The sequence below is a fragment of the Pantoea sp. JZ2 genome (assembly GCF_035191405.1).
Taxonomy (GTDB): domain Bacteria; phylum Pseudomonadota; class Gammaproteobacteria; order Enterobacterales; family Enterobacteriaceae; genus Pantoea; species Pantoea stewartii.
The window spans coordinates 1-23,326 of record NZ_CP045251.1 but is presented as its reverse complement, the minus strand read 5'-3'; the positions used below and the strand labels follow the sequence as shown (position 1 = coordinate 23,326).

Sequence of the window (23,326 nt, the reverse complement as noted above, 5' to 3'; positions counted from 1 at the left end):
AGCCTTGAGGAAATTAGTTAACCCATACCACGCTGGATTCGGCTATCGCGTCTGGGACACTGATTTGCATATCGATACCGTTGCTGTCCAGTAACCGACGCGATGCAACGCGTCCGACAAGGGCAGACTGGCGGGTTTGGGTAAGTAGCGCGGACATCAGTCCGGGTTGGCCGGCTCGCCAGACATAAGTCCTGCCGCCGGAAATGAAGTTGTTAAGGCCCGGGACGCTTTTCCAGCCAGTAAGCTGAGCATCGCTGACACTTTGATTGTCTGCGCTGGGATTATCGTAGCGCCAGTCATTGATACGGTTCATATATCGCACCATCTGCGTGGCCTGAATGCTCAGCGTCTGATCCTGAATCTGTCCTGCCTGCTGAACAGCCCGCTGCTCTGTTGACGGACCAAAGGCAAACCACCCCGCAAACAGAACAAGCAGCCAGTACATGATCATCAATGCACCTCCTTATCGTCCACGGACACCACGCACTGCTCTGAACGTGTTCCTGCGTACAGAGGAACTTTTGCGGTGCCATAAAGCATGAAGAGTCCATTCAGCATTTCACGGAAACTTCCGTCAAAACTGAGTGGTGCATCTATCCGGTAATTCACCGGCGTGGCCCATGCAACTGTCCAGTATTTGATACCAGGAACACTGCAGGGCTCACTGGCAGCTTTACTGAAAATCCAGTCCTTCAGAGTGACACCTGGTTCTATCTGCCAGTGACGAACGGGAACAGGTGCTTTGACTGATACCACCGGCGCTTTGACCAACTCGATCGGCGCGCCAGGCTTCGATGCGATGGTTGTTTTTTCCGCAGTCTGATCACCATGATACGGGTTACGTCCTCTTACCGGCAGCCGGACTGGCGTAGCGGATACAGCAACACCCTTTAACTGTGGAGAAGCTGGCGGCACTGCAGGAGAGATAACTTTTCCAGCGGACTGAGCATGCTGCACGGGTTCGATGGTAATGGTTTTATTTTTTGCATTTATCGTCGCTTTCAGTCCGTGTGCAGCCAGCATTTTGTCGACGACGAATGGCCAGCGATCGTTGCCGGTCCATTGCCAGAGCTCTGGTGTATCGGGATTTGCACCCGAATTGAACACCACCTTATTTTCTGACGGTACAATTTTCCTTAGTGCAGCCCGAAGTGTAGGTGCGGCACCGCTCACCCTGACAAAGCCGTCTGACTGAACTGGTGCAGGCTGTTTCTGAGGGCTAGTCTTGAGAAGGATACTGCTTTTCGGAGCTGAAGTTCCGACCAGACTTGAAGGTACCGGAAGCGCAGAAGATAAAGATGACGCAGACTGAGGTCGTATAGCTGTGGGGCCGGTCTGATACACACGATACTGCATCGCCATAATGTCAGCAGAACTACGTGTGAGAAGACCGTCAACCACATTGCCTGATGGAGTGCCGGGAACAATTGTTGGCGATGCACAGCCGGCCAGCAGCAGAGCCGATAGCAGCCCTGCCCGTTCGGTAAATGACATAGTGAAGACTCCGGATAGCAGGGAAGATACGGCTTGCTGGAAATGACAGGTAAACTGGTCGCCACTACCGTAGTGGCCACGCCCATGCCCTTGGGTGCGCGTCGCGTGGTTGCCGCTGATAACCGGTGCGCGTCTGGCCGTCGCGCTGCTTTACCGGCACACCTTCTTCTACTTTATTAACCCTCACCAGCGTGTGGTGCAGTTCGTACCTGCATCTGGCTCCCTCAGGGGACTCGGGGCAGCCTCATGACGGCTGCACTGGCTCATCTGTCCACGGTCTGACCGTATTACTGCTTCATGGTAAGGTTCTCCGCTTAAAGGATGTTATGGTGCCGGGTGCCTCCCGGTGTCCCGTGTAAACCAGCAAACCCGGGACGGTGACCTCAGACTTAACGTAAAGTGAGTTTTCGCTGCTGGTTTTCCCGCGTGCGCTGGCCGCATTCACCACAACGCACAGCCCCCCTTTTTACGGTGGGCTGTGCGTTGCAGTAAGTCATAGAAATTCGTGGCCGGAACAAAATCCGGCCAAGGTTTATCCGAAGTGGCTGGTCTTAATAATCCAGATGATATAACTGCCATCAGATAAGGGCTGCATGTTGAGGATCTCACTCCCATTACCGATCCATACCTGCCCCTTGATGGCCAGACTCTCGAAATTACCATTTACCGGAGCATCAGCATGAAGGGATAAACGAACTAGCCCGGAAAAAGGTTGCGGCCGCCATGGCTGACGCATGTCTATATTAATGGTTAGAACGGCGCTGTAATTCCCGGCTGCAGAACTAATGGCCAACGGCAACGGATGATCGGACAGTGAAACAGCCTTCCATTCAAGTCTCAGTTGAAGAGAACCCAGGTGGTCTATCTTTTCGATAAAGGTATGTCCCGCGCCTGGTGCGATGACAGTCGGACCACCTGTGCTTCCCTGGCCATAGAAAACAGGGGACGGCTGCAGTTTAGAAAGTGAGGTTAGCATATCGATCTGCGCTTTCAGATCAGAAGGCTTGAACTGCCACACGGACACATTCACGTTGATACATTCACTGCAGATAATCGTATCCGGTATGGGTACAGCGCTTTGCTTAACCGGGGCATCACTGGCGAAACTGTTAACTGACAGCAAAAGACTGAATGACAGGAACAGACCAGCCATTAGAAGTGGTTTCATGATGATTTCCTTGAAGGTTATTACTCGCGCTTAATGGAGTTACTGAGGACCGACGGACTGCGTGATATAAGGTCCTCCTGCATCTCTGTTTTTCCTTTGTCAGAACAGGCTGAACGGGAAGCGGGAAATTCCGGATGGCATTTTCGGAGCGCCCGACGAAGGGACGCACGCAGGAACACAGAGCGTTTCATAAGCTGTTACCGACAGTTCCCGTAACAGTCAACACAGGGCAATGCTCTCTTGAATATCGGTTATCGCCAGCGGTGGTCTGTGTCGCCTGCTCCACTTCCGGCTTACGCGACGGGTTACAGCGCTGAAACCAGAATTCAACCTTTTTAGTCTGCTGACTTACCAGGCCGAAGTGCATCGCCGTCCGGAAGTTGATACTGTGGCGCAGCGCCTTTTCTACCTGTTCAGCGAGCAACGCCCTGAATTCTTCAGGTGAGGCATTCCCTTTTATTTTCCGACATAAAGTACAGACAGGAACAACGCCTTCTTCAACAAACTCTTTACCGATTGATTCTGCATGCCAGCCCTGAGCGGGAAGTGATGCCCCGCAGTAAGCGCAGCATCCCTTAAATTGCTGCCGAAGCGCTTTGCGCTTTGTTTTTGAAAGATGCATGTATCACCCCGTTAAATACGCCCGCGTCCCCGGGCACACGCTTAATTAAACGTTTAAGACTTTCCGGGCTGACCCACTCGCGAGAGTGGGCCGGCACAGACTGCTCTGTGTCACTGTGCGTTTTGTGAATTGAAACCGTCAGGGCTGCCCGTTCACGACCGCACACAAGTGCAGGGCTAATCTTCTCCAGATACAGGTTGTGCCCGGCGGAACGCGCCGGGGCCTGATGCAGTAGAACTGCACCGGTCGAACTGGATACATCGAATTTGTACGTAGGGGTATAACGGTTACGCTTCACTGTTCCGACTTTGCGCGGTGCCCGCCAGTAATGCTGTAAATTCGTTTCTCTGCAGCTTTACTGTTTTCCCGACGTAGTGCAGGCCATGACGTAGCCTCCGGACATCTTCCGCGCACCGGTACAGCATGCCGGCAAGAGAGGACCTTGAGGTCGGGAATATAAAAGCGGGCACATTGTTAAAGAGCAGATGATATTCCAGGCAAAACGATGCCCTGCGCATGCGCGCATATATTCAGTCAAAAAAGGAGGCCGGAAATAATACGTACCGGCTGGAAGTTTATTTAATAATGGTTTCGCTGCTGTCAGCGTTGAACCGGCGCCCTGGTGTGGCGAGGTCAGTAAAAGATTTAAGATGGTCCTCAAGGCGCACAAGCGCTTCTTTTGTATTACTGCGACCGGAACGGTCTGCGGCCTGGCACAGAATAGCGGTTGTCTCCGGGGAAAGGCGCAGCAGGACTTTCATTCCCTTTTCTTTGTTAACGTGTGCAGGCATCTGTGTTCTTCCGTTACTGAATGTATAGATTGTGTAAGCAATGGAAGCATTAAATAAGATTGGTCCTAAAAAGAAAACCCCCCCTAAAAAGGGGGTAGTTATTTATGTTATTGTAAAATAAGAAAAAGCATTATTAAAAAATTTCTTTTGAACTTAAAAAACTCCTGTTTATCCACCTTATCCTGCTTTAAGGCAAATTATTTCCATATATAAAAAATGAAATACTCGCCAAAACCCGGAGCATTACTATACCTCGGAGTATTTTCATATTATCTGCCCTGAGACGTTTCTGAGCTGCAACTAGTGAGTCTTTGACAGTGTCAACTGTGATATCACGGTATTTCGCTATTTCCTCAGCTGACCATGATGATATTACGAGCATACAGACATGTGCTGACTGTATTTCAGTCAGTTCGGGAAAAAACTTGCTCAGATGTGAAAATTGACTATGATCCTCGGCAGCCATAGCAGCCTCCAACGCAGGTTGTTAAGGTTAGCTGGTTGTACAGGCCTTCAACCCTGTGCAATCAGCGCTAAATGATTTGGTTTATCAATTATTTAATTTTCTCTGCTCGCCCCCTTATGGACGCTGTAAATCTCTGTTTGAAATGCGCACATTTTCATCGTCTTTGAATTGCGGCTCGGCCTGTTTCAGTTCCGGCTGCACATTCTGATTTCGCAGGCTGTCTTCCGTGGCATGAACGCTGGCCATCAGTCTAGGATCACTGACTTTAAATTCTCGGCCGTCACGTTTAGTGATGTTTCTCACTACCCCGGAATACAGCACGCGGTTCACAGCTTTCTGCTCACCCGTCAGCGCTGTGCTCTCTCCGCTGCGCCAGGCTGTAAGCTCTGCAGCAAGATCATTGTTAAAGCGATCAGACTTGCTGTCAGGCGCTGGGTAAATCTCGACCCTGTCACCAAAGTCGGTTACGGCTGGCTTACCGTCGCGCAGATAGCTGACTGTGCCGTCTCGCAGTACTCGCGTTTCATGTTCGCTGGACTTAAACGAAGGCACATTGTCACCCGGCCCGAAATGAATAACGGCATTCGGTTCTGGCCACGCACTTCCCTGCTTACGGGCAGCACGTTTCTCGCGATAGGCCCAGCCGCGCATCTGACTGAGCGCCGCCGCATCTCCTTTTGTCGCTTCGCGCTCAACCCATGACTTCCAGCTCAGCGGTCTGTTCGCCCCGGTTTCGCTGAGTGCCTGACGCTCCTCACGCAGCTGCAGGCGAAGTTCAGCCATCGCCTTCATCTTTTCGAACTCAGCAACACGGTACATCAGTTTACGCATCAGCGGATCCCTGACGGTATTTCGTACGCTGGCTTTAACTGCCACGCAGTGCGCCGCAATCTGACGGAAACGTTCGCCCGTTCGCAGGTCCGGCTTCTCCCATCCGCTGCGGTAGGCATCATAGCGTGCGCGGAGGATGTCACGAGCGACAGCACGGGCTTCACGTCGTTCGCGACGAGCTTCCTGATCGCGCACATGAAGCTGCGGCATGTAGCAGGTTTGCATATGAAGAATACCGTCCTCGGGACGTTCTGGATTGCTGACTGGCGGCGCAGGCTGAAAGTCCCCGTACTTTCTGACCATCGCCGTCAGGCTGATATCCGGATGCACATCGGATGCCTTCACGCTGACGCTTTCAGGATGAAGCAGATCATAAACAGCAAGTCCGCCGTTCTGCTCCCGCAGGCCCAGCCCTCTGGAATAGAGAATATTATACAGGCGGTCCCAGCTCAGTGCGTCCTGCGCAACTGCGTCAGACAAAGGCTGACGGGTTTCGCGTACGGCATAGCCGTGCAGGCTTTCTTTGTCTGAAAAGATTTCGCGTTTTGCAGCGCCACGCGGAGCAGAAGGCATCTCGCGACGGGTACGGTGAAGCTCACCAGCCTCATCCATATGCCAGCTGCCGTTATCCACTTTGAAACCAAACTCACGCTCAAGCACGCGGCAGCACTTTTGCAGCGTGTCGGCATCGTTCCACATGTTCTGCGCAGTAAACGTGTTGGGGTGTACGCGGTTTGCTGAAACATGGCAGTGAAGGTTATCAGTGTCGCGATGAATAGCAGCAACATACTGATGCTCCTCCATGCCAAGCTGCTTAAGGCAATAGCGGACGGAACTGAACACCGCGTCAGGCGATGGGTCTTCATCGTCCTGCCAGGAAAGAATAAAGTGATATACCGCGTCTTTGCAGTGACGGTTCTGTGATGCTGTCAGATTCATCTCTGACGCGGCAGTGTCTAGCGAGAAGCAGTTTGTTTCACACAGCACTTCACCAGAGAGTACGCGCTGAGTGCCCTCTGGTGAAATGCTGATAATCTGTGGAGCCGCAGCAGCACTTTTGCGCCCGACATAGTCGACCAGCTGACCGAAACCCGGCGTGGAAACGTACTCAGTGCTGGCATCATGAACCACTTCACGTGTTGCGGCTTCCGTTGGTTTTTTTTCCTCACGCGTGCTCACGTAGTCAACCAGCTTCTTAAAGCTGGTCTTCTTGTCGCGACGCTTCGGCGGGATGATAACGTTCATCAGTCTTTCATTTCCTCGACAGGGACAGGCGTCATATCCAGCGCGTTAATGGCATCCCTGATACTGGTCAGCACTTCAGAAAACTGAAGGCTCAGCTCGGTCGTCATGTTCGTTTGCATTTGGGTGTAGAGATGCTTCTGCAGACCGCCGAGGCGTAGCAGTTCGTTCATCATACGAATGTCGGTTCGAACGGTAATGCGGCGGTTGAGCGCGGATCGACGCAGGTATTCAGATGTCGTCAGCCCTGCTGCAATGGCCTTCCTGTTGATGGCCTCGTATTCAGCATCTGTGCAACGGCATTTAACCAGCTTTTCCCTCTGACGCTTTTCACTTTTCGACATAACTCAACCTTGGCACTTAACCCGGGTCTCGGGGCGGAGCCCTGAGCAGGTCGTTTTGGGAATCACTGCCAGCGTGCTGGCGGTGGTCACAAAACATTTCCTGTCCCGTCTTTGAATTTCATTACTGTATTTTGGCACTTTAATCACCAGAAGTAAATTGGCGTCATGGGAGGTGGGAGCTGGAAATTTCCATTATTACGGGGCAGAATCATCTTTTTTGATATTTCCACTGGAGGGTGTTATGGCTACACAGCAGTTTTTCACACAAGAGCAGATTGATGAGGCAAAATCCAGGCTGGAAAATCTGCCAGATTTGTCACCAAAACGTATTACCAGAAATGAAGTGCTGGAAAGTCTCCGTGGCACCATTCTGATGCTGGCAAAAGAAAAAGGCTACAACGCAAAAGACATAAAATCGGCACTGGATGAAATGCAGTTTGGTTTCAGTGAAAGGGCGATTTCCGATGTTCTGAAAGACAACGGGAAAGGAAAAAAACAGGCACGTGACAGAAAGGTAAAAAGTACGGTAACGGGTGCGGGTAATGAGGGCGTGACGCGGTAGCGAAGTGATAAAGGCCGAAAAAAAACGGGGGTTTTCAGTGCCCCCGTTCCACAAATCAGGATTTAAGTTCTTTCATTTTTTCGGCAAGGGACCAGAGAAAACGGTTGTTTTTTATGTCGCCGTCAATGCCGTTTATCGCTCGGGTTTTTGTCACTGATCCCTTCACGGTCCGGCCACGTAATCCACCACGAATGATGTTCTCCTGAGTACGCTGATAAACAGTCCAGAGGTCATTCGGATTGTCTGCCTTTCGGCGCGCCTGCAGAACTGAATCAGCAGTGACCGGAATATGCTGGCCATCATAGCGAAACTCCAGCGCCGTTTCAGCAAAGGCAACCTGTTCACGATGATCAAGCTGGATAAGCTTCATTTCATCGCGTGAATGTTCAATCGCCTCAAAGCGTTTAAGAATGTCATAAGCCCCCTCAACCACCTGACTGATAATGTCGCCTTTATGCGGCACACGGATTTCGCCATACACTTCTCCGCACACCATGCCGTTGGAACAGATGCTGCGAAACTGTCCGGGGATCATCTGGTAGCTGCTGCTGCCGTCATGGCTGTTTAGCAAAATAATTTCCGAGACTTCTGAGGCAATAATCTGATCACGACGACGCAGGCGCAGCAGGTGTTTTGCATGACCGACGCGCCCCTGATCGCGCACGCGCTGCTGGCAGGCATAGAACGGTTCAAAACCTTCTTTACGCAGGCGCGTCAGAATATGGCTTGTAGGGATATAGGTGTAGCGGTCACTGCGTGAATCATGTTTATCTTCAGAAAACACGCTGGGGACAATCTGACGCAGTTCTTCATCAGTAAGTGGGCGGTCGCGACGAATGCTGTTTGCAGAACGAAAACCATTAAATAAACGGGCCATAATTGTCACACTCCGGATTTGAGATTATCGGGTAATGCCGCCCTGTCTCGGGGCGGCAGGCAATCAGTCAGGCAACAGCACGATGGATCTCCAGCGAACGGAGAAACTGGCCCCATTCACTGCTGCTCATGGCTGGGACACGAACGGCTCTGCGCTTGCGGACGCAGTGCGCCACGTGACGGACACGTGCCCGAATTTCATCCGGAATCTCACACAAATCCGGATCGGTGTGACGATGGCGGGTATGAGATGATTTACCCCCGGGCTTTACATACCCGGCAGAGGGTGTGATGATGCTGCGGTCAGCAGTTTTCATGATTTACTCCTTATTGCTGTTGACGTTCCGGACGGTCATTTGGTCGTGTCATCCGGGGTAAACGGGCGGAATTTCCGCCCTTTTTCCTTTCTGCCCGTCAGTACGAGCGGCGGATCACGGTGTAACCGATATCAAACTCGTAAACGGCAACCGGCCAGCCGTCGCGCATGTAAACTTTCCGCGCGTCCGGTTCTTCTGTCGGCTCATCAATCACCTCCAGCCCGTTAAAATCATCACGCGACAGGCCAGACGGCCCCAGGAATTCGCCGTGCGTCCATACGTAGTCACACAGGTCCATAAAGGCATCGAGGGACAAATCCTGCGTGTCCTGGATGCTGGAGGCTGATACGTTTTTCATCATGAAATCCTCATGCTGTGAGATCCGGTTTATGCAGCGCGCTGCGGTGTGACCGGAGGGATGCAGATGCCTAAAAAGACTTCCTCTGACGCGGATTTTTTCTTTTCCGGTCTGGCCTTTCGCGGCGAAGGGCAGAGTTGCGACGACGAAGAGAGGGCATAAAGGGGCGACGACAAAAAGTTTTTGCGGCCCCTGGCGAAAAGTTTTTGGCGGCGTACACTTCACCCCTTTCTGCACGAACCGGCGGTGCTACGACAAGCCCTCCGCGCAAGGCATGACCGGAACAGCGGGAAAGACGTCAGAAGGGGAATTTGCAGCCCGCAACCGCGGGCTGGCCACAGAGCCACGGCGGCTTTTTGCCGGGGCGGTGAAAGCGACGGCGCCAGCCGTCAGCAGCCGTTGACGTTGACCTTCGCCATCAGACTCTACACGAACCCGCCCGCGGGTTCGGCGGAGCTTGGCGGCTCTGCCGCCTTAGCGGAGTGAGGCTGACGACTGCCCGCCAGGGCAGGAGCCGAAGGGGGCCATGGCCCTGCCCGTGAAGTGGCTTTTGAAAAAGAAACAGAAAAGGAAAGTCAGAAGGAACACGGATACCAGGAAACGGATTGCTTTGATGTGCACAAAAACGGATAAGGCCGGTGCGGCAGCACCGGCGCTGTCCGGCCCTTGCGTTTTTTGTTGCGGAGCTGCGCCGCGCAGAATGCAGAAAGTGAAACCGCGCCTTTCAGCGCGGGTCGATTAAATCCACGACCATCGACAGGATCTCGTCCATGATGTGGGGAGCCACCTTTGTGCTGTAAGTGGCCTTACGGGCAGCCAGGTCGAGCGAACGTAACTGATAGCAAAGTGCAACGCCCGTCACCTTACCCGATTCGGTGCTGTCTCCGTCTAACCAGACCGTCACGGACTGCGAACGCGCGGCCCCACCGCCACTCGTTATCGGTACACATACCGCCGTTCCCAGCGCCGCAACAAGCTCCCTGGGAGAAATCACAAGGTAATAGTGCGGCCCTTTAAACTCCTTTCCCTCAACCGGATCGCCGTTAACGTGCCAGATTTCACCTTTCTGCGGGATTCTGCGCGATACCATCAGATAAACTCCCTTCCCTGAGGTCTGTCATTCGCGCCGTCGCTGATTTCGTCGTTGAACTGGCGGATTTCATCCTGGTCAATCCCTGCCAGTAGCTGCGCCACCGTCTTACGACCACGGGCAACGCGACCTGACGGGCGAATACTCACGGCATCCCCGTCTGCGGTAACGTCCAGCAGTGTGCCAACGCTCCAGCCTGCTCTGGCTGCAATGTCGCTTGGAATGGTCAGCACAACCGCCCCGCCCTGCTGCCTCAGTTTTGTTACTGTCATACGCCCTCCGGTGTGTGTAACTTTGTCACACTTATAATAGCACGTTGTGAAACAAAGTCACACTTTATCGGCGATTAAATCTTCTGTTTTTCGTTCAGATATAACGCGTAAGTATCCAGATGATGCACGCATTTCCCTTCTAGGAATCAGACTGAAGCATCATTTTGAGTTCCTTTTTTGCCGACCGGCAGAGATAATCACCGAGGCCATCAGGCTGGGTTCGTACCAGACTGATGGCCTCGGCCCACGCCTGGACGGAAGAAAGGGGCAGCCTGGGCCGGGCCAGTGTCCAGTCAGTCACGGTTCCTGTGATCTCACCGGCTAAGCGCCACAGCGTACCCTGCATCAGTTCCTCACGATTTTCCTCATCCGGCTGGCTCACAAGTTCGCGCAGGAAACTGAGACATGCCTTAATTTCTTTGAATCTTTGTTCTGTGTAGCTCAGTGACGTGATCATGATCGCCTGTCTCCGAAAGCAAGTTTAAAGCTGTGCCTGTCACGCGGTTACTTGGCCCGCGCAGGCTGGTGCGCTACGCGTCCTGTTCATCCTGCCAGTGACGGCTGGCCGTCAGCAGCATTTCGCAGAGCGGCATACCGGTTTCACTGCATAAATGCATAAGGTCAGTCAGGAAATCGACAATAACGGTTTCGGCGGGTTCGCCGTCGGTATTCAGTCCGGTATAGCGGGCGAAGGCGGTCAGAGCGGCAGCGGCTGCGCCTACACGGCTGGCATTGTCTGCATCAAACGGCAGGCGATCCGTCACCAGTTCTGCCAGGCAGCATAAATCGGCAACGTTCAGGGTTTCAGCCGCTCTGAGCGTGTGGCATTCAGGTAATGAAAAACTATGCATGTAACGTACCTCATTCGTGTCAGAACGGGCCGGACGTGTCCGGCCCCGTTTTATCAGATAATGACTTTGCGGTTATAAGTGGCTTTCCAGTCAGTGTATTCTTTGCAGTCACGCAGCGGATCAAGCGCCGTCAGGTTTTCAGCCAGGCCATTCATGACAAGAACCCGCTCAACCGCCGAAAACCAGTCTTCATTCTCACCGACAGGAAACCACAGGTTGCTGTTAACGCCGCTCAGCAGGGGATGAGAGCAGAAATGGATGCCCCTGCCGCCCAGCTTTGTCATACAGCCGGTGACGGTCACTGACGCTCTGACTTTTTCTGTCATGGCACTGCGGGCAAGCGCCTCCGCAACGTCATTCCAGCACCATTCCTCATCCCCCTGGACGGGCAGTGGAAGTTCAAACATCCGGAGCGGCATGCCTCCGGCGCGGGCAGACTGGCGGGCAATATCGACAACGGAGGGTTCGTTACTGCCTGCATCGGAACAGGTAACAAAATGCCCGTGGTGATAAAATGCCTCATCGCCGTTATCGAGCTGGATAAAGCAATACGCCCCCATAACCCGTGCAATATCGGCCTGCGACACAGGCGAACGTAACGTGGAAGCGGTAAGGACGGGCAGCAGTTTTACGCTGTGCTGGCTCTCTGACATGGTGTGATCTCCTGAATAATGATTCGGGTCGGGCCAGGCTGAATAACCGCTCAGCCAGGTTTGTTTTTCAGCGTCTGACGCCGTATTCCCTGATGTAGGTCGTAAGGCCGAATCCGGCCTCAGCTTCAAAATTCCACGCCCGCCAGATCAGCCCGCCCTGCGCATCGCGGATAACTAACTGAAAGTGCGTACCCGCGTCGTTCTCGATGAAAACGTTACGGTATTCGCTCACCAGAGCGCTGGCGGTCTGACGGCCAAACGGGCCGGACGGCAGCCCCACAGAAGGTTTCTGATCGGCTGTGCCGCGGTAAGGGGGGATCGTCGTGTTCACGGGCAGGACTCCTTTTATTTGCCTGAAAATTCCGGCTCCTGAAGCGCTGGCAGACCAGCCGACCGGATGCGGGCCGAAAAAAGGCTTCCTCTGACGCGGCTTTTTTCTTTTCCGGTCTGGCCTTTCGCGGCGAAGGGCAGAGTTGCGACGACGAAGTGAGGGCATAAAGGGGCGACGACAAAAAGTTTTTGCGGCCCCTGGCGAAAAGTTTTTGGCGGCGTACATTTCACCCCTTTCTGCACGAACCGGCGGTGCTACGACAGGCCCTCCGCGCAAGGCATGACCGAAATAGCGGGAAAGACGTCAGAAGGGGAATTTGCAGCCCGCAACCGCGGGCTGGCCACAGAGCCACGGCGGCTTTTTGCCGGGGCGGTTAAAGCACCGGCGACAGCCGGTTGCGGCCGTTGCGTCAGGATGGAAACCCGCTGGACCGGAACCGGAACGGGGCCGGTCCCGGGCAGAGACGGCCTGCCGGCTCTGTGCGAAGCATGACAGCCGCCCGGACGCCCGGGGTAAAAGCATTTGACCTGAGTGTTACGGGAGAAAAGGGCAATTCAGGCCACCTGTTCACCTTAACCAGCCTGAAAAAATGGAGGTGAACGGCATTATGATGAATACCGTTATCAGAAAAGGGTGTGGTGGCCGCGCCGTCAGGCGCGGGGCTTCCCGCACCGCCGCCGCAGGCGGCAGGGTTTCCCGCCGGAGCCAGAAGGTGCGCGGGCTTCCCTGCCCTGCACCCTGCTGTCAGTCGTGTTTAGTGGCGCTTTCGCTGTCGGTATCCGGCAGCGGGGCACTGAGCCATTCAGGCAGCCAGCGGGAATCCGCTAAGGTCTGCGCCGCCAGTTCAGCAGCGTCTCCTTTTTTCATCTTTTCTGCCCCTCTGGCCAGATCGCCGCGCCCTGCGGCCTCCAGAGCATCGGCAGTCTGCGCCTTGCTCATGCGTCCGAAGAACGCCGCATCCGGTTGCCACCAGTCGCGAAGGTGGAAGAACAGCGCCATCTCGGTGGCATCAAGCGCACTGTCGGGTGTATGACCATTTACGCGAACCTGTTCACCGTCGAGTGACGATGCCACGCAGAACGCCAGCAGGCGTTTCAGCGTATCGTGGGGCAGCGCAGCGAGCAGGGTAAAATCGAGTTTCCATCCCTCCGGCAGCAGTTCACGTAACGCCCCTTCTTCGTGTTGCATTTCGCGGTATCCCCGCCCGTCTGTTCCGGTATGAGCCTGAGCTGACATGGCTCCGGTTCGGGTATTCAGCGTAATACTGACGGGGGAATGGCCCAGCCCACTTCCCCCGAAGACCTGTCGGCACAGCGTCCAGGTGAGCAGCGTGAGGGCAGTGTCTGGCTGCTGAAACAGCGCCGCCTGGACGGCAAGAGTGCGCTCACAGGACATTGACCTGACCAGTGCCGCAGAATACGCCTCAACGCCTTTTTCAGGCGGCGAAGCCTGACCTCTGTCTGCTTCACTGTCGTCAGTTCCGTCCTCCTCAGTTTCTGTCTGCTGGTCAGCAACGAGGGCCAGACCCCGCTGGATGACTACCTCACCGTCATCCAGAGAGACAACGATCCAGCTACGGGCCTTATCCTCTGTAAGCCAGCCGCGCGTGATTGCGGTTGCAGTCAGAGCCGCGAGTTCCTCATACGCGGCCTGTTCATCCTCATCAGTATCAAATTCGTAATTTTCAATGACAAACTCAAGCTGCGCCACGCGCTCTGCTTCTTCTGCGGAAAACTGCGGCTGCGGCTCCGGCAGAAAACACCATGTGTCACGATCAGCCCAGGTCTTTACCTGAGACAGCCGCGCTTCGGCAAACCCCCATCCTTCACGTCCGCGCACGTCTTCCGCTACGGCCCTCAGCTTTTCAAGCGCCAGCTTTTCAGTGAGCAGCGCATCGGCCCAGCCGCCCTCATCATCGCTGAATAAGTCCTCCTGCACGGCTCCGCCTGCCGTCTCGTAAGCCTCCCGCCCCACAAAATTAAACAGCGCACTGGTTGTACGGATGTCGGTATCCGTGGCGAGGCGCTTCAGCATGTCAGGAGACGGCAGGTTGCCGCCGTACACCTTTGCGACCGCCGCTTCCCAAATCTGATCCTGCCGCTCAGGGGTTCCGGCAAGCGTGAGCGCCTGACAGTGGGCGACCGTAATGCGATCCTCTCGCAGCAGGCACATCAGCGCGGGAGAGAGGTCGGCAAGTTTGAGGCAGCGTCTGACATGGGCCACGCTGAACCCCAGAAGGTCGGCCACCTGCCCTTCGCTGCGGCCTTCCTCCGTAAGCGCGCGGAAGTTAACAATCTGTTCGGAAACGTGCATGTCGCGGCGTTTGCCGTTCTCGGTCATGGATACCACACGCGCCATGTCCTCCGGCACCATCAGGACGGGCAGAGGCCGGTCGGCTGGCCAGCGCCCTTCGGCTGTCAGTAACATCACCGCTTTCATGCGACCACCGCCTGCACAGATACCGGTTTTGCCGTCAGGCATCGTGTGGCCTGCAAGGTTCTGGAGCAGTCCGACACGGGCAATGGAGTCAGCAAGCTCACGGATTTCGCTGTCTGTATGCGCCATGTTACGGGCCTGATGCGGTGACAGGGTAAGCTGATCCTGTGTGTGCATGACGGTGACGGCATTCTCCAGTACCGCCTCCACGCTGGCGCGGGGGGCTGTGGCTTTTTTACCGCCCTTTTTTACAGCGGGTTTCGTGGTGGTTTCCGGCATAGTTTCGTGTACTGACATGGCATATCCCCTTTTAGGCTTTTAAAAATCATCACCCGGTGAGTTTCTCCGCCGCGGTGTTGACCTGTGAGCTGAACGGCTGTGGTTTCCTGTGGTGTTTCATCACCCGGTTGAGATCCCACGCCGCAGGGGCGTTAACTGGCGCGGTCCAACGCAGACCGACCAGGACAGCGGGACATTTTTTCCGGCTTCATGAAAAAATGTCCACGCTGTTTATTCCATCCTGGACGGCAAGGCGGACCGTGGCTGTATCAGCCCCGGTGTGGGCGTAAACCGGCATGATGAAAGAGGGAATGAGGCGGACAGCACCGCAGTGCCGGCCGCGCGGAGAAACGCAGCGGCAGGGCACTGCGCATAAGAGCCCTGGCGGTATTTTGCCAGGGCGGTGAAAGCACCGGCGACAGCCGGTTGCAGCCGTTGCGTCAGGATGGAAACCCGCTGCCCCGGAACGGGGCCGGGCAGAGACGGCTCGCCGGCTCTGTGCGAAGCATGACAGCCGACAGGACGCCCGGTGTGGCAGCATTTTTTTCGGGTGACACGGGCAGAACCCGCTGAGGCGCTCGCGCATCACGACAGAAAGGCCTGAAAAAATGGCGGTAAACGTCGCGCTGAAGAATACTCTTGTCAGAGGCGGTACGGCGGCTGCGCCGTCAGGCGCGCCCTGCCGTTTCGCCGCCGCAGGCGAAGGGGGGTTCGCCCGCCCAAAACCGGCAGCGGGCCTCCCTGCCCTGCTTGCCGCTGTTACTGATTTAAGGCGTGGTAAGCCCGTCTGAGCGCTTCTTCAATGGCGCTGGGATCGTCATCGCCCCCCGTATTCAGTAAGCGCTCAACGGCCTCGGCCAGAACAGCCAGATCGGACGCGGTGACAGTCACCGGCCGGTTACGCCGTGCGGCAGCGTATCGGATGCCGCTGGCAATCACGCGAAGAGTTTCTGCCCCCACGCCCGCCTCGTGTTGTGCATCCCTGTCCCATGTCGAGAGGTCGCACACGATTTCGGCGGCGGTTTCCTCCGTGATGTGCTCCTCGCTGAGTACCTTCATCACGTCCTCTTTACGCCAGATGATCAGCGTGATTTTTTCCTCGCCCTGAAACTCGGTTTTGAGGCGGTGGCACAACTGGCTTACGGTCCCGTACATGGTTTTTCCTCCGCAAAGGGGCGGCCCCGCCGCCCCGCATGATCAGATGCTGACGGTTTCGCTGCGCTGCTGCTCAAGCGCGGCCCCGACACGACGAAGCGCTTCGGCCTGAGCCGGATACAGACGCGCGGCGGCACCGTCTTCCCCGCTCTGCGCATCGTGAAGCCGCATAAATTCCCACGCCAGACGCACCACGGTTTCCGCTGCGGTGGCGGGCAACGTCACCTCGCGGGCCAGCTCCTTCTCGTCACGCATCATGTCGGCAATCGCCTGTAAGGTGTCCTGGCTCACGCCATATTCGTGCTGCGCGTCCACGCTGGCGATACGACAGAGAATTTCATCGGCGGCCTCCGCCGACACGCTTTCATCGTCAAGGACGGCGATCACATCCTCCTTTGTCCAGATAATCAGCGTCATGAGTTCGTCGGATTTGTAGCGCTGGCGCAGTTGCTCACAAATTTCTTTAACGGTTCCGTACATGTTTCATTCCTCCTGAGAGGGGCGGCCCCGCCGCCCCGTGGGTTATCAGTTCAGTGCGCAGAAAATGGCGGCGGCTTCGGGATGGGTTTTCACAAACTCCATCAGCTGGCGGTGGCGCTGGCAGAAATGCGCACACAGTTCCTCATCGTCGTGACGGTCGTAGAGCCAGCTACGGTGGTTAAGTACCAGCGCCGTGATGATGATCCCCGCTGCGTCGGCGCTGATTTCCAGTTCCGTCCAGTGATAAGGGTTTGAATACATGTAGCGTTCTTCCCTTTCCGGCTTCATGTAGCCCCCGCCGCCTGGCAGCGGTACGAAATCCCAGACCGTGCCGTCATAGTTGGCCAGATAGCGGCTGGCATAGAGGTAAACGTTGTTTTCGGCCTGCGCGTAGTCATGGCCAAACAGGGAAGGCAGAAAACGCAGGTTCACAAAATCTGCCAGGACAGACGCTGGCGGGAAAACGTGGGGTTGTGTGTTCATCAGACATCTCCGCAGTCAAGGGGGGTTACCGTTCCGGCCTGTGCCGTGCCTGAATGACAGCCCGACGAAAAGCGGAGTGATCAGGAGCGACGACGAGGCCGCAGCGCAAGCGAGCGGAGCCGTGATTACGCACGGCGCTGACGCGAATACTGAGCGGAAGTGCGACGGGAGTAAGCGCGGCGGAGGGAGTGCGAACGGGGGAGGAGGCGAGCGAAGCGATCTCTTGATCACGCAGCGGTCGGGCTAAAGTGAAGGCACGGCACCGGCCGCAGACCGCACGGACCGGGTTTTCTGCCCTGTCCCGCCGCAAGGCGGCATAAAGTGGCGCGCAGCAACCTCCTTATTGCCTGTTGTCCACAGCCCGGTGCATAAACCGGCCGGAACCCTGTGGATAAAAGCGCCGCGGCGGCAGTACCCGCGAACAGAAAAGGAGTGGTCATAAAATGACCACTCCGGTATATCAGTTCAGGTGCTTGCGCATCAGGGCGGCCCTTCGGTAAAGCTCCAGGAGCTGCAAATCCATGTCCTCAATCAGGACGCCGGCCATTTTCTGCGCCGGCGAGGCGCCTCGGTAAAGGTTGCGCTTAACCATGTCCCGCAGCCTCAGATGAAACTCGTAAAGCGATTCTTCCAGGTCGTTAACGTCGTCGGCGAGCTGAGTCAGTTCTGTATTCACTGTCTGGTCTGTCATGGTGCTGTCCTTCTGGTCTGGTTAAGGGAAAAAATCAGGCGGCCCGGGCGGCGCGCAGTTCGCCGAGACGACGCAGGCCGGCGGTGTGGTACTGCTCCAGCAGTTCGATCCCAATCCAGCGGCGCCCGCTTTGATCCGCGGCGACGCAGGTCGAGCCTGAGCCGGCAAAGGGGTCCAGGACCAGATCGCCGGGCTTCGTGAAAGTTTCAATGAGCGGCTGTAGCACGTTTACCGGCTTTTCGGTCGGATGGTGGCGGTTGCCCGTGTACTGCCAGGGCATCACGTCGGGTAATGGCTTAGCCGGCAGCGGCGGGCGTCCTTTGGCCAGCAGATAGGCACTCTCGTGCTGATACCCGACAAAGGCCGATTTCGAGGCGTAGGTTTTAGTGAAAACAAGGTGCCCGACGACGCGGAAGCCCGCCGCCTTCCAGGCCTGCATAAAGATGTCCACTCGGTTCCAGCCGTAAAAACTCACCGCCAGGCTGTTGTTTTTGAGTACGCGGAACATCTGCTGGCTCGCCGGCAGCACCCACTCATCGTTAACGTCGTTGGCGATCGAACGGCCGGACCGGTCCTTAAAGCCGACGAGATACGGCGGATCGGTGAGAATGAAATCGATGCTGTTATCCGGAAAGCCGGATATGATCTGTACGCTGTCGCCACGCATGAATCGGGACATAGTTATGCTCCTCAGTTTCAGGGGGCACCCCTGTGGTGCCGTGACCACCACAAAGACGGGCGAAAAGCGGAGCAGGCAGGGGCGACACCGGAAGCCGCAGGCGCCGCCGGAGCGGACTGAATGTCCCGCGCACGGCGGGGAACGGGTGAGGATGGCGGCGAAGCTTCCCTTGCAGGCGAAGCGGCCCGGCTACAGTGAGGGCACGGCACTTTGCATCGGCCGGTTTCCGGCCGGCGGACGGAAACCGGCAAAAAAGCGGAGCGAAGCGACTTCATTATTCCTTACTGAAGAGATGCCGCCGGTCGGGGCGGCATCCGGAGGCAATGTCAGGGCCGGTAATCTTCCCACCGGCAGTCGCTGCGGTCACAGATGACGGGCGCAGCCGGCGTGCCGCTTACCGCCCACTCATCGAGGAACCGCAGGCCGGTCAGGGTGTCGGCCTCCCGGTCATCAAGCAGGACGATGCTTTTGAGCCAGACGCTGCCCCGTTCAAACTGCCAGTAGCAGCCCTGTGAGCAGACGGGCCGCTCCGGTGGCCACCAGTTATCGCCCATCCGTTCGCACGCGGCCTCCGCCAAGGGGAAGTCGCTTCCCCTGAGCAGCATGTGATACTCGTGCGAGGTGCTGCCCACCTCCTCCTGCCAGCTGACAAGCCAGGTATTCATACGTCACCGCCCTGTTTCATTTGTAAGCGTCACATACACACCGTCTTCCATTTCTGCCTGTGTTTCCTACCATGGACACTTTCACGAACATGGACACTACCGTGGACAGAAACACGCCTTACATCAGCAGACCCTGGATCACTACAGCACTCAGCCTGCGGTTTAACGACGCCCGGACCTACCGTGAAATCGCTGAGCAACTGAATATCAGCACTTCCGCTACGCATAAAATGTTCAAGCGTTTTCGCCGTACGGGTATTAACTGGCCGCTGCCCGAAAACTACACGCCGGAACGGCTTGAGGAGGAGCTCTATGCTTTCAATCTGGAAACGAATCTGCCCGTGAAAAAGCGGCGCCCGGACTGGCCGCTGGAGTTCAAAATTCGCATGGCGGAGCTGAGCCTGCTGCCGGGGGCCTGTGTGGCAGAACTGGCCCGGCAACATGGCGTTAACGATAACCTGGTATTTAACTGGCGTAATCTGCATCGTCAGGGCCTGCTGGACCCCGCCACGCGCGCCGGGATGATACCCGTCATGGTTGAGCCTTTTCCTGTCCCGGTCAGGCAGAACAGCGGCACGCCGGATTCGCCCCCCGTTATCAGCTGTAAGCTGACGCTGCCTGGAGGCACCCTGAGCCTTACCGGCCCCGTGACACCGGAGTTGCTGCGGGCGCTGGTCAGTGAGCTCCGTGAGAGTGAGGTATGATTAGCTTTCCGTCAGGCGCACGCATCTGGCTGGTTGCCGGCGTGACAGACATGCGCTGCAGCTTCAACGGGCTGGCGGCGAAGGTACAGAACACGCTGCGGGCAGACCCGTTTGGTGGCCACCTGTTTATCTTCAGGGGCAGGCGCGGCGATATGGTGAAAATCCTCTGGGCCGATGCGGACGGCCTGTGCCTGTTCACAAAACGGCTGGAGCGGGGGCACTTTGTCTGGCCGGTGAACCGGGACGGCAGGGTGCACCTCACGCAGGCCCAGCTGGCCATGCTGCTGGAAGGCATTAACTGGAAGCATCCGCAGCGGATAAATCCTCCTGGCCTGCGCCTCTGAACCGGCGTAATGTGAGCGCATGGAACGCTCACTTTCTGCAGAAAATGCCCGCCTCAGGGCGCTGCTGGACACACAGCAGCGAAGCCTTGAGCAGATGGCCGAAAACAACCGCCTCCTGTCACAGCGGGTGGCGGCGTACGCCAGCGAAATCAGCCGGCTGAAAGCGCTGGTTGCGAAGCTGCAGCGGATGCAGTTCGGCAAAAGCTCCGAAAAGCTGCGGGAGAAAACGCAGCGTCAGGTGCGTCAGGCAGAGGAGCGCATCAGCGCCCTGCAGGAGGAGATGGCAGAGGTCCTGGGTGAACAGCATGACCCGGTACTTCCGCCGCCGCTGCGCCAGTCTTCCGCCCGCAAACCTCTACCGGCCTCGCTTCACCGTGAAATCCGCATGCTGCCACCGACAGAAACCGCCTGTCCGGCCTGCGGCGGCGAGCTCAGCGCGCTGGGCTGCGACGTGTCGGAACAGCTGGAGCTCATCAGCAGCGCCTTTAAGGTCATCGAGACGCAGCGGCCGAAGCTGGCCTGCTGCCGCTGTGACCACATCGTTCAGGCCCCCATGCCATCAAAACCCATTGAGCGCAGCTACGCGGGCCCCGGCCTGCTGGCGCGCATCGTCACGGCGAAGTTCGCGGAGCACACGCCTCACTACCGCCAGTCGGAGATATACCGCCGCCAGGGCGTGGATCTGAGCCGTGCCACGCTGGGGCGCTGGTCCGGCGCGGTCAGCGAACTGCTGGAGCCGCTGTATGACCTGCTGCGCCAGTACGTACTGATGCCGGGTAAGGTGCACACCGACGATATCCCGGTGCCGGTTCAGGAGCCGTGCAGCGGCAAAACCCAGACGGCCCGGCTGTGGGTGTACGTACGGGATGACCACAACGCCGGTTCGCAGCTGCCGGCGGCGGTCTGGTTCGCGTACTCGCCGGACCGTAAGGGCGTTCATCCACAACAGCATCTCGCCGGGTACAGCGGCATCCTGCAGGCGGATGCCTACGGGGGCTACAACGCCTTGTACAAAGACGACCGCATCACGGAAGCGGCCTGCATGGCCCACGCCCGGCGGAAAATCCACGACGTTCATGCCCGCACGCCGACCGGTATCACTACCGAAGCGCTGAAGCGCATCGGCGAGCTGTATGCCATCGAGGCGGAGATACGCGGAAGCCCGGCAGAGGAACGGCTGGCGGTCCGGAAAGCGCAGACCGTGCCGCTGATGCAGTCGCTGTACGACTGGATACAGGCGCAGATGACGGTGCTCTCGCGCCACTCGGATACGGCAAAGGCGTTCGCCTACATGCTGAAACAGTGGGAGGCGCTGAACCTGTACTGCGGTAACGGCTGGGCGGAAATTGACAACAACATCGCGGAGAACGCGCTGCGTGGCGTAGCCCTGGGCCGGAAAAACTGGCTGTTCGCCGGCTCAGACAGCGATGGTGAACGCGCCGCCGTGCTTTACTCGCTGATCGGCACCTGCCGGCTTAACGGCATAGACCCGGAGGTATGGCTGCGTTATGTCCTGAGGCATATTCAGGACTGGCCAGTGAACCGTATACGTGAGCTGCTGCCGTGGAGATTTATTCCAGAAAACCTGAATGATCTGTGAAAGTTCTTTACTGACCGGAACACATCAGCGCCAGTTATAAATAAAGATGCCTCAGGTTATCGTGATAAATGTGCTATTTTTCTTATGCGGTGAATCCCCCTAAGCGGCGGGGCTAAGCCACAAAAGGGGTGAAAGCCCTGGCAGAATAAGCGGGACAGGTTGTGGCTATTCCTGACTCACCGGGAGGCACCCGGCACCGCTCAGTTTTCTACAGGAAATCTGATGGATGTAAACAAACGGACGTGAATCCCCCTCAGCGGCGGGGCCAAGTCAGATACAAACATAATCATCCTGGCAATGAGCAGAAACGGCAGGTCAGGTTCTGGCTTTTCTGACCTATCGGGAGGCACCCGACACGTCCGGGACAGTTGCAGTTTTCAGCAGACAAAAGGGCTGCGGCTTTAGCCGCAGCCCTTTTTATTTATGCTGAATCCAGAGATGAGCTACACATCAGAAAAGGGCACCGGAATGCCTGCGTAATTATTATGCTCTCCGGTTTCTTCAGGCCCTGATTTTCCGGTGGGCAGGGTGAGTATTTACTCCCCACAAACCGGCCAGCGCACTGACAACAGCCCCCGCCAGAAGAGCGATGAATGACCACAGAGCGATTTTTGCAGCTGCGCTGGCGGCTTCGTCAGCTTTCTCTTTTGCCTGCTTTTTGAATTCCGCGTACTGCGCCTTCGCATCGTTCAGATTACTCTGGAGCCGGGCCATACGGTCGCTTACCTCCTGAACGGCTTTGTCACGCGCCTGAATGAAGTTATCGACGGCCCTGTCCGCTTCTTCCGGTGACAGACGGGTATTTTCTGCCAGCGCTTTTTTCACCTCATTCCTGTCGACACCTTTGCTGACCGCATCCGCCCGTGACTTCAGTTTACCGCTCAGCGTATCAATAATGGCGTCACTGTTGCCCGGGTTAACAGCCAAATCTTTGACCGAATCTGCAATATCACTCCCCGCTGCCTGAAGCTGGGACTGCAGAAATTCCGGCTGAAGTTCTTTAATGTTGCTCCTGCGCAGCGCATCCAGTACCTGTTTGTCCGCCTGCGGGGCTGTGAGCTGCGTGTTCAGTCCGAGCCTGTCAGCAATATTCTGAGCGATATCGGCTGTTGCGCCCGATGCTTTTCCTGCGGCACTGCCCAGTCCACTCACAGCAGAACCCGTGGCAGATGCTGCTGCGCCAACGGCGCTTCCCGCCATGTGCAGAATGCCGCCAGCGGCGGCGAAGCCCAGCACGGAAGCAACAAGCAGGGATGTGGCCCATGAGAGAAATCCATGGATGGTTCCATCCGCGCCCGCCAGCCTGCCGGCCACAAAACCGCCGCAGGCCAGACTCAGCACTATCGAGATAACTGACCAGATAATAACAGCCTTGTCAGCACCGTTAATGACATCGTCAGACTGAGGTGAAAGCATTGAAAAACCAAGGCTTGACCCAAGCGTGGTCAGCAGCAGGGACACAGCCATTACCGTTACCACGCCCGCAATGATGCTGCCCCACGAGACGCTTCTGTTCAGTTCCGCTTCTTTTACAAGTTCCAT

At 56.5% G+C, this 23,326-nt stretch carries 28 protein-coding genes; 4 read left to right on the top strand and 24 right to left on the bottom strand.

The genetic code is table 11. From position 1 onward, the window contains the following. Positions 1-13 precede the first annotated feature (13 nt). The 7 genes from pilM to mobA form a co-directional block, all read right to left on the bottom strand. Positions 14-451 (bottom strand): type IV pilus biogenesis protein PilM, encoded by a 438-nt coding sequence (gene pilM / locus GC087_RS25205; protein ID WP_324030822.1) that lies wholly within the window; start codon positions 449-451, stop codon positions 14-16. Beyond that, on the bottom strand, positions 451-1,494 hold the full coding sequence (locus GC087_RS25200; RefSeq protein ID WP_324030821.1) for a TcpQ domain-containing protein: 1,044 nt from the start codon (positions 1,492-1,494) through the stop codon (positions 451-453). The genes pilM and GC087_RS25200 overlap by 1 nt, the downstream gene beginning before the upstream one ends. 532 nt (positions 1,495-2,026) lie before the next feature. After that, the gene (locus GC087_RS25195; protein ID WP_324030820.1) at positions 2,027-2,662 is read right to left on the bottom strand and encodes a hypothetical protein; all 636 of its coding nucleotides are present in this window, start codon (positions 2,660-2,662) and stop codon (positions 2,027-2,029) included. Positions 2,663-2,849: 187 nt separating this feature from the next. Next, positions 2,850-3,284, bottom strand: a complete 435-nt coding sequence (locus GC087_RS25190) for an HNH endonuclease (RefSeq protein WP_324030819.1) — start codon at positions 3,282-3,284, stop codon at positions 2,850-2,852. A 575-nt stretch (positions 3,285-3,859) separates the two neighbouring features. Next, entirely contained in the window at positions 3,860-4,075 is a 216-nt protein-coding gene (locus tag GC087_RS25185; RefSeq protein WP_324030818.1) for a TraY domain-containing protein, read from the bottom strand. Positions 4,076-4,655: 580 nt separating this feature from the next. Next, positions 4,656-6,617 carry a TraI/MobA(P) family conjugative relaxase gene (gene traI / locus GC087_RS25180; protein WP_324030817.1) on the bottom strand — a complete coding sequence of 654 codons (1,962 nt, stop codon included), beginning with the start codon at positions 6,615-6,617 and terminating at the stop codon, positions 4,656-4,658. Beyond that, positions 6,617-6,958, bottom strand: coding sequence for a plasmid mobilization protein MobA (gene mobA / locus GC087_RS25175; protein ID WP_164483424.1), 342 nt, complete (start codon positions 6,956-6,958; stop codon positions 6,617-6,619). The genes traI and mobA overlap by 1 nt, the downstream gene beginning before the upstream one ends. 157 nt (positions 6,959-7,115) lie before the next feature. On the opposite strand from mobA, the gene GC087_RS25170 reads away from it, so the two are divergent. Then, on the top strand, positions 7,116-7,520 hold the full coding sequence (locus GC087_RS25170) for a mobilization protein MobC (protein WP_324030816.1): 405 nt from the start codon (positions 7,116-7,118) through the stop codon (positions 7,518-7,520). A gap of 55 nt (positions 7,521-7,575) precedes the next feature. Here the strand turns inward: GC087_RS25170 and GC087_RS25165 are convergent, their stop codons facing one another. The 16 genes from GC087_RS25165 to GC087_RS25090 form a co-directional block, all read right to left on the bottom strand. Beyond that, the gene (locus GC087_RS25165) at positions 7,576-8,397 is read right to left on the bottom strand and encodes a DUF932 domain-containing protein (RefSeq protein ID WP_324030815.1); all 822 of its coding nucleotides are present in this window, start codon (positions 8,395-8,397) and stop codon (positions 7,576-7,578) included. Positions 8,398-8,464: 67 nt separating this feature from the next. Beyond that, complete coding sequence (locus tag GC087_RS25160) at positions 8,465-8,713, bottom strand: hypothetical protein (RefSeq protein WP_210512628.1); 249 nt, start codon at positions 8,711-8,713, stop codon at positions 8,465-8,467. 97 nt (positions 8,714-8,810) lie between these two features. Then, positions 8,811-9,074: a hypothetical protein gene (locus GC087_RS25155; RefSeq protein ID WP_324030814.1), complete on the bottom strand. Its 264-nt coding sequence runs from the start codon at positions 9,072-9,074 to the stop codon at positions 8,811-8,813. Positions 9,075-9,795: 721 nt separating this feature from the next. Further along, positions 9,796-10,161 (bottom strand): type II toxin-antitoxin system PemK/MazF family toxin, encoded by a 366-nt coding sequence (locus GC087_RS25150; RefSeq protein WP_164483429.1) that lies wholly within the window; start codon positions 10,159-10,161, stop codon positions 9,796-9,798. Next, a complete protein-coding gene (locus tag GC087_RS25145; protein WP_029571206.1) occupies positions 10,161-10,433 on the bottom strand; it encodes an AbrB/MazE/SpoVT family DNA-binding domain-containing protein in 273 nt (90 codons plus the stop codon). Before GC087_RS25145 ends, GC087_RS25150 begins: the two co-directional genes overlap by 1 nt. A gap of 139 nt (positions 10,434-10,572) precedes the next feature. Continuing rightward, entirely contained in the window at positions 10,573-10,890 is a 318-nt protein-coding gene (locus GC087_RS25140; protein ID WP_324030813.1) for a hypothetical protein, read from the bottom strand. A 73-nt stretch (positions 10,891-10,963) separates the two neighbouring features. Continuing rightward, positions 10,964-11,284 carry a hypothetical protein gene (locus tag GC087_RS25135; RefSeq protein WP_324030812.1) on the bottom strand — a complete coding sequence of 107 codons (321 nt, stop codon included), beginning with the start codon at positions 11,282-11,284 and terminating at the stop codon, positions 10,964-10,966. 53 nt (positions 11,285-11,337) lie between these two features. Next, positions 11,338-11,937, bottom strand: a complete 600-nt coding sequence (locus GC087_RS25130; RefSeq protein WP_324030811.1) for a hypothetical protein — start codon at positions 11,935-11,937, stop codon at positions 11,338-11,340. A gap of 67 nt (positions 11,938-12,004) precedes the next feature. Beyond that, on the bottom strand, positions 12,005-12,268 hold the full coding sequence (locus GC087_RS25125; RefSeq protein ID WP_324030810.1) for a DUF905 family protein: 264 nt from the start codon (positions 12,266-12,268) through the stop codon (positions 12,005-12,007). Positions 12,269-13,012: 744 nt separating this feature from the next. After that, on the bottom strand, positions 13,013-15,001 hold the full coding sequence (locus GC087_RS25120; RefSeq protein WP_324030809.1) for a ParB/RepB/Spo0J family partition protein: 1,989 nt from the start codon (positions 14,999-15,001) through the stop codon (positions 13,013-13,015). A gap of 741 nt (positions 15,002-15,742) precedes the next feature. Further along, positions 15,743-16,138 (bottom strand): DUF1380 family protein, encoded by a 396-nt coding sequence (locus tag GC087_RS25115; RefSeq protein ID WP_324030808.1) that lies wholly within the window; start codon positions 16,136-16,138, stop codon positions 15,743-15,745. Positions 16,139-16,180: 42 nt separating this feature from the next. Further along, positions 16,181-16,618 carry a DUF1380 family protein gene (locus tag GC087_RS25110; protein ID WP_324030807.1) on the bottom strand — a complete coding sequence of 146 codons (438 nt, stop codon included), beginning with the start codon at positions 16,616-16,618 and terminating at the stop codon, positions 16,181-16,183. 45 nt (positions 16,619-16,663) lie between these two features. Then, on the bottom strand, positions 16,664-17,101 hold the full coding sequence (locus tag GC087_RS25105) for an antirestriction protein (RefSeq protein ID WP_324030806.1): 438 nt from the start codon (positions 17,099-17,101) through the stop codon (positions 16,664-16,666). Positions 17,102-17,561: 460 nt separating this feature from the next. Then, positions 17,562-17,792, bottom strand: a complete 231-nt coding sequence (locus tag GC087_RS25100; RefSeq protein WP_324030805.1) for a YubE family protein — start codon at positions 17,790-17,792, stop codon at positions 17,562-17,564. Between the two features lie 34 nt (positions 17,793-17,826). Beyond that, positions 17,827-18,471 (bottom strand): DNA methyltransferase, encoded by a 645-nt coding sequence (locus GC087_RS25095; RefSeq protein ID WP_324030804.1) that lies wholly within the window; start codon positions 18,469-18,471, stop codon positions 17,827-17,829. Positions 18,472-18,797: 326 nt separating this feature from the next. Further along, the gene (locus GC087_RS25090; protein WP_324030803.1) at positions 18,798-19,136 is read right to left on the bottom strand and encodes a hypothetical protein; all 339 of its coding nucleotides are present in this window, start codon (positions 19,134-19,136) and stop codon (positions 18,798-18,800) included. Positions 19,137-19,237: 101 nt separating this feature from the next. Between GC087_RS25090 and tnpA the strand changes: the two genes are divergently transcribed. The 3 genes from tnpA to tnpC are packed head-to-tail and all read left to right on the top strand — an operon-like array spanning position 19,238 to position 21,784. After that, positions 19,238-19,840 carry an IS66-like element accessory protein TnpA gene (gene tnpA / locus GC087_RS25085; protein ID WP_324030802.1) on the top strand — a complete coding sequence of 201 codons (603 nt, stop codon included), beginning with the start codon at positions 19,238-19,240 and terminating at the stop codon, positions 19,838-19,840. Beyond that, positions 19,837-20,184, top strand: coding sequence for an IS66 family insertion sequence element accessory protein TnpB (tnpB, locus tag GC087_RS25080; protein ID WP_088900885.1), 348 nt, complete (start codon positions 19,837-19,839; stop codon positions 20,182-20,184). Before tnpA ends, tnpB begins: the two co-directional genes overlap by 4 nt. Before the next feature lie 19 nt (positions 20,185-20,203). Beyond that, positions 20,204-21,784: an IS66 family transposase gene (gene tnpC, locus GC087_RS25075; RefSeq protein ID WP_324030801.1), complete on the top strand. Its 1,581-nt coding sequence runs from the start codon at positions 20,204-20,206 to the stop codon at positions 21,782-21,784. A 501-nt stretch (positions 21,785-22,285) separates the two neighbouring features. On the opposite strand, the gene GC087_RS25070 is transcribed toward tnpC, so the two are convergent. Further along, the coding region (locus GC087_RS25070; protein ID WP_088900884.1) for a CAP-Gly protein at positions 22,286-23,326 on the bottom strand (1,041 nt) is incomplete at its 5' end.

Excerpts from the sequence above, each read along its gene's own strand:
- GC087_RS25095 (WP_324030804.1), bottom strand. The coding sequence starts at position 18,471 with ATGTCCCGATTCATGCGTGGCGACAGCGTACAGATCATATCCGGCTTT.
- GC087_RS25195 (WP_324030820.1), bottom strand. The coding sequence starts at position 2,662 with ATGAAACCACTTCTAATGGCTGGTCTGTTCCTGTCATTCAGTCTTTTG.
- GC087_RS25190 (WP_324030819.1), bottom strand. The coding sequence starts at position 3,284 with ATGCATCTTTCAAAAACAAAGCGCAAAGCGCTTCGGCAGCAATTTAAG.
- GC087_RS25150 (WP_164483429.1), bottom strand. The coding sequence starts at position 10,161 with ATGGTATCGCGCAGAATCCCGCAGAAAGGTGAAATCTGGCACGTTAAC.
- GC087_RS25105 (WP_324030806.1), bottom strand. The coding sequence starts at position 17,101 with ATGAACACACAACCCCACGTTTTCCCGCCAGCGTCTGTCCTGGCAGAT.
- traI (WP_324030817.1), bottom strand. The coding sequence starts at position 6,617 with ATGAACGTTATCATCCCGCCGAAGCGTCGCGACAAGAAGACCAGCTTT.
- GC087_RS25165 (WP_324030815.1), bottom strand. The coding sequence starts at position 8,397 with ATGGCCCGTTTATTTAATGGTTTTCGTTCTGCAAACAGCATTCGTCGC.
- pilM (WP_324030822.1), bottom strand. The coding sequence starts at position 451 with ATGATCATGTACTGGCTGCTTGTTCTGTTTGCGGGGTGGTTTGCCTTT.
- mobA (WP_164483424.1), bottom strand. The coding sequence starts at position 6,958 with ATGTCGAAAAGTGAAAAGCGTCAGAGGGAAAAGCTGGTTAAATGCCGT.
- GC087_RS25115 (WP_324030808.1), bottom strand. The coding sequence starts at position 16,138 with ATGTACGGGACCGTAAGCCAGTTGTGCCACCGCCTCAAAACCGAGTTT.
- GC087_RS25140 (WP_324030813.1), bottom strand. The coding sequence starts at position 10,890 with ATGATCACGTCACTGAGCTACACAGAACAAAGATTCAAAGAAATTAAG.
- GC087_RS25155 (WP_324030814.1), bottom strand. The coding sequence starts at position 9,074 with ATGATGAAAAACGTATCAGCCTCCAGCATCCAGGACACGCAGGATTTG.
- GC087_RS25090 (WP_324030803.1), bottom strand. The coding sequence starts at position 19,136 with ATGAATACCTGGCTTGTCAGCTGGCAGGAGGAGGTGGGCAGCACCTCG.
- GC087_RS25130 (WP_324030811.1), bottom strand. The coding sequence starts at position 11,937 with ATGTCAGAGAGCCAGCACAGCGTAAAACTGCTGCCCGTCCTTACCGCT.
- GC087_RS25135 (WP_324030812.1), bottom strand. The coding sequence starts at position 11,284 with ATGCATAGTTTTTCATTACCTGAATGCCACACGCTCAGAGCGGCTGAA.
- tnpB (WP_088900885.1), top strand. The coding sequence starts at position 19,837 with ATGATTAGCTTTCCGTCAGGCGCACGCATCTGGCTGGTTGCCGGCGTG.
- GC087_RS25110 (WP_324030807.1), bottom strand. The coding sequence starts at position 16,618 with ATGTACGGAACCGTTAAAGAAATTTGTGAGCAACTGCGCCAGCGCTAC.
- GC087_RS25160 (WP_210512628.1), bottom strand. The coding sequence starts at position 8,713 with ATGAAAACTGCTGACCGCAGCATCATCACACCCTCTGCCGGGTATGTA.
- GC087_RS25120 (WP_324030809.1), bottom strand. The coding sequence starts at position 15,001 with ATGTCAGTACACGAAACTATGCCGGAAACCACCACGAAACCCGCTGTA.
- GC087_RS25185 (WP_324030818.1), bottom strand. The coding sequence starts at position 4,075 with ATGCCTGCACACGTTAACAAAGAAAAGGGAATGAAAGTCCTGCTGCGC.
- GC087_RS25100 (WP_324030805.1), bottom strand. The coding sequence starts at position 17,792 with ATGACAGACCAGACAGTGAATACAGAACTGACTCAGCTCGCCGACGAC.
- GC087_RS25145 (WP_029571206.1), bottom strand. The coding sequence starts at position 10,433 with ATGACAGTAACAAAACTGAGGCAGCAGGGCGGGGCGGTTGTGCTGACC.
- tnpC (WP_324030801.1), top strand. The coding sequence starts at position 20,204 with ATGGAACGCTCACTTTCTGCAGAAAATGCCCGCCTCAGGGCGCTGCTG.
- GC087_RS25200 (WP_324030821.1), bottom strand. The coding sequence starts at position 1,494 with ATGTCATTTACCGAACGGGCAGGGCTGCTATCGGCTCTGCTGCTGGCC.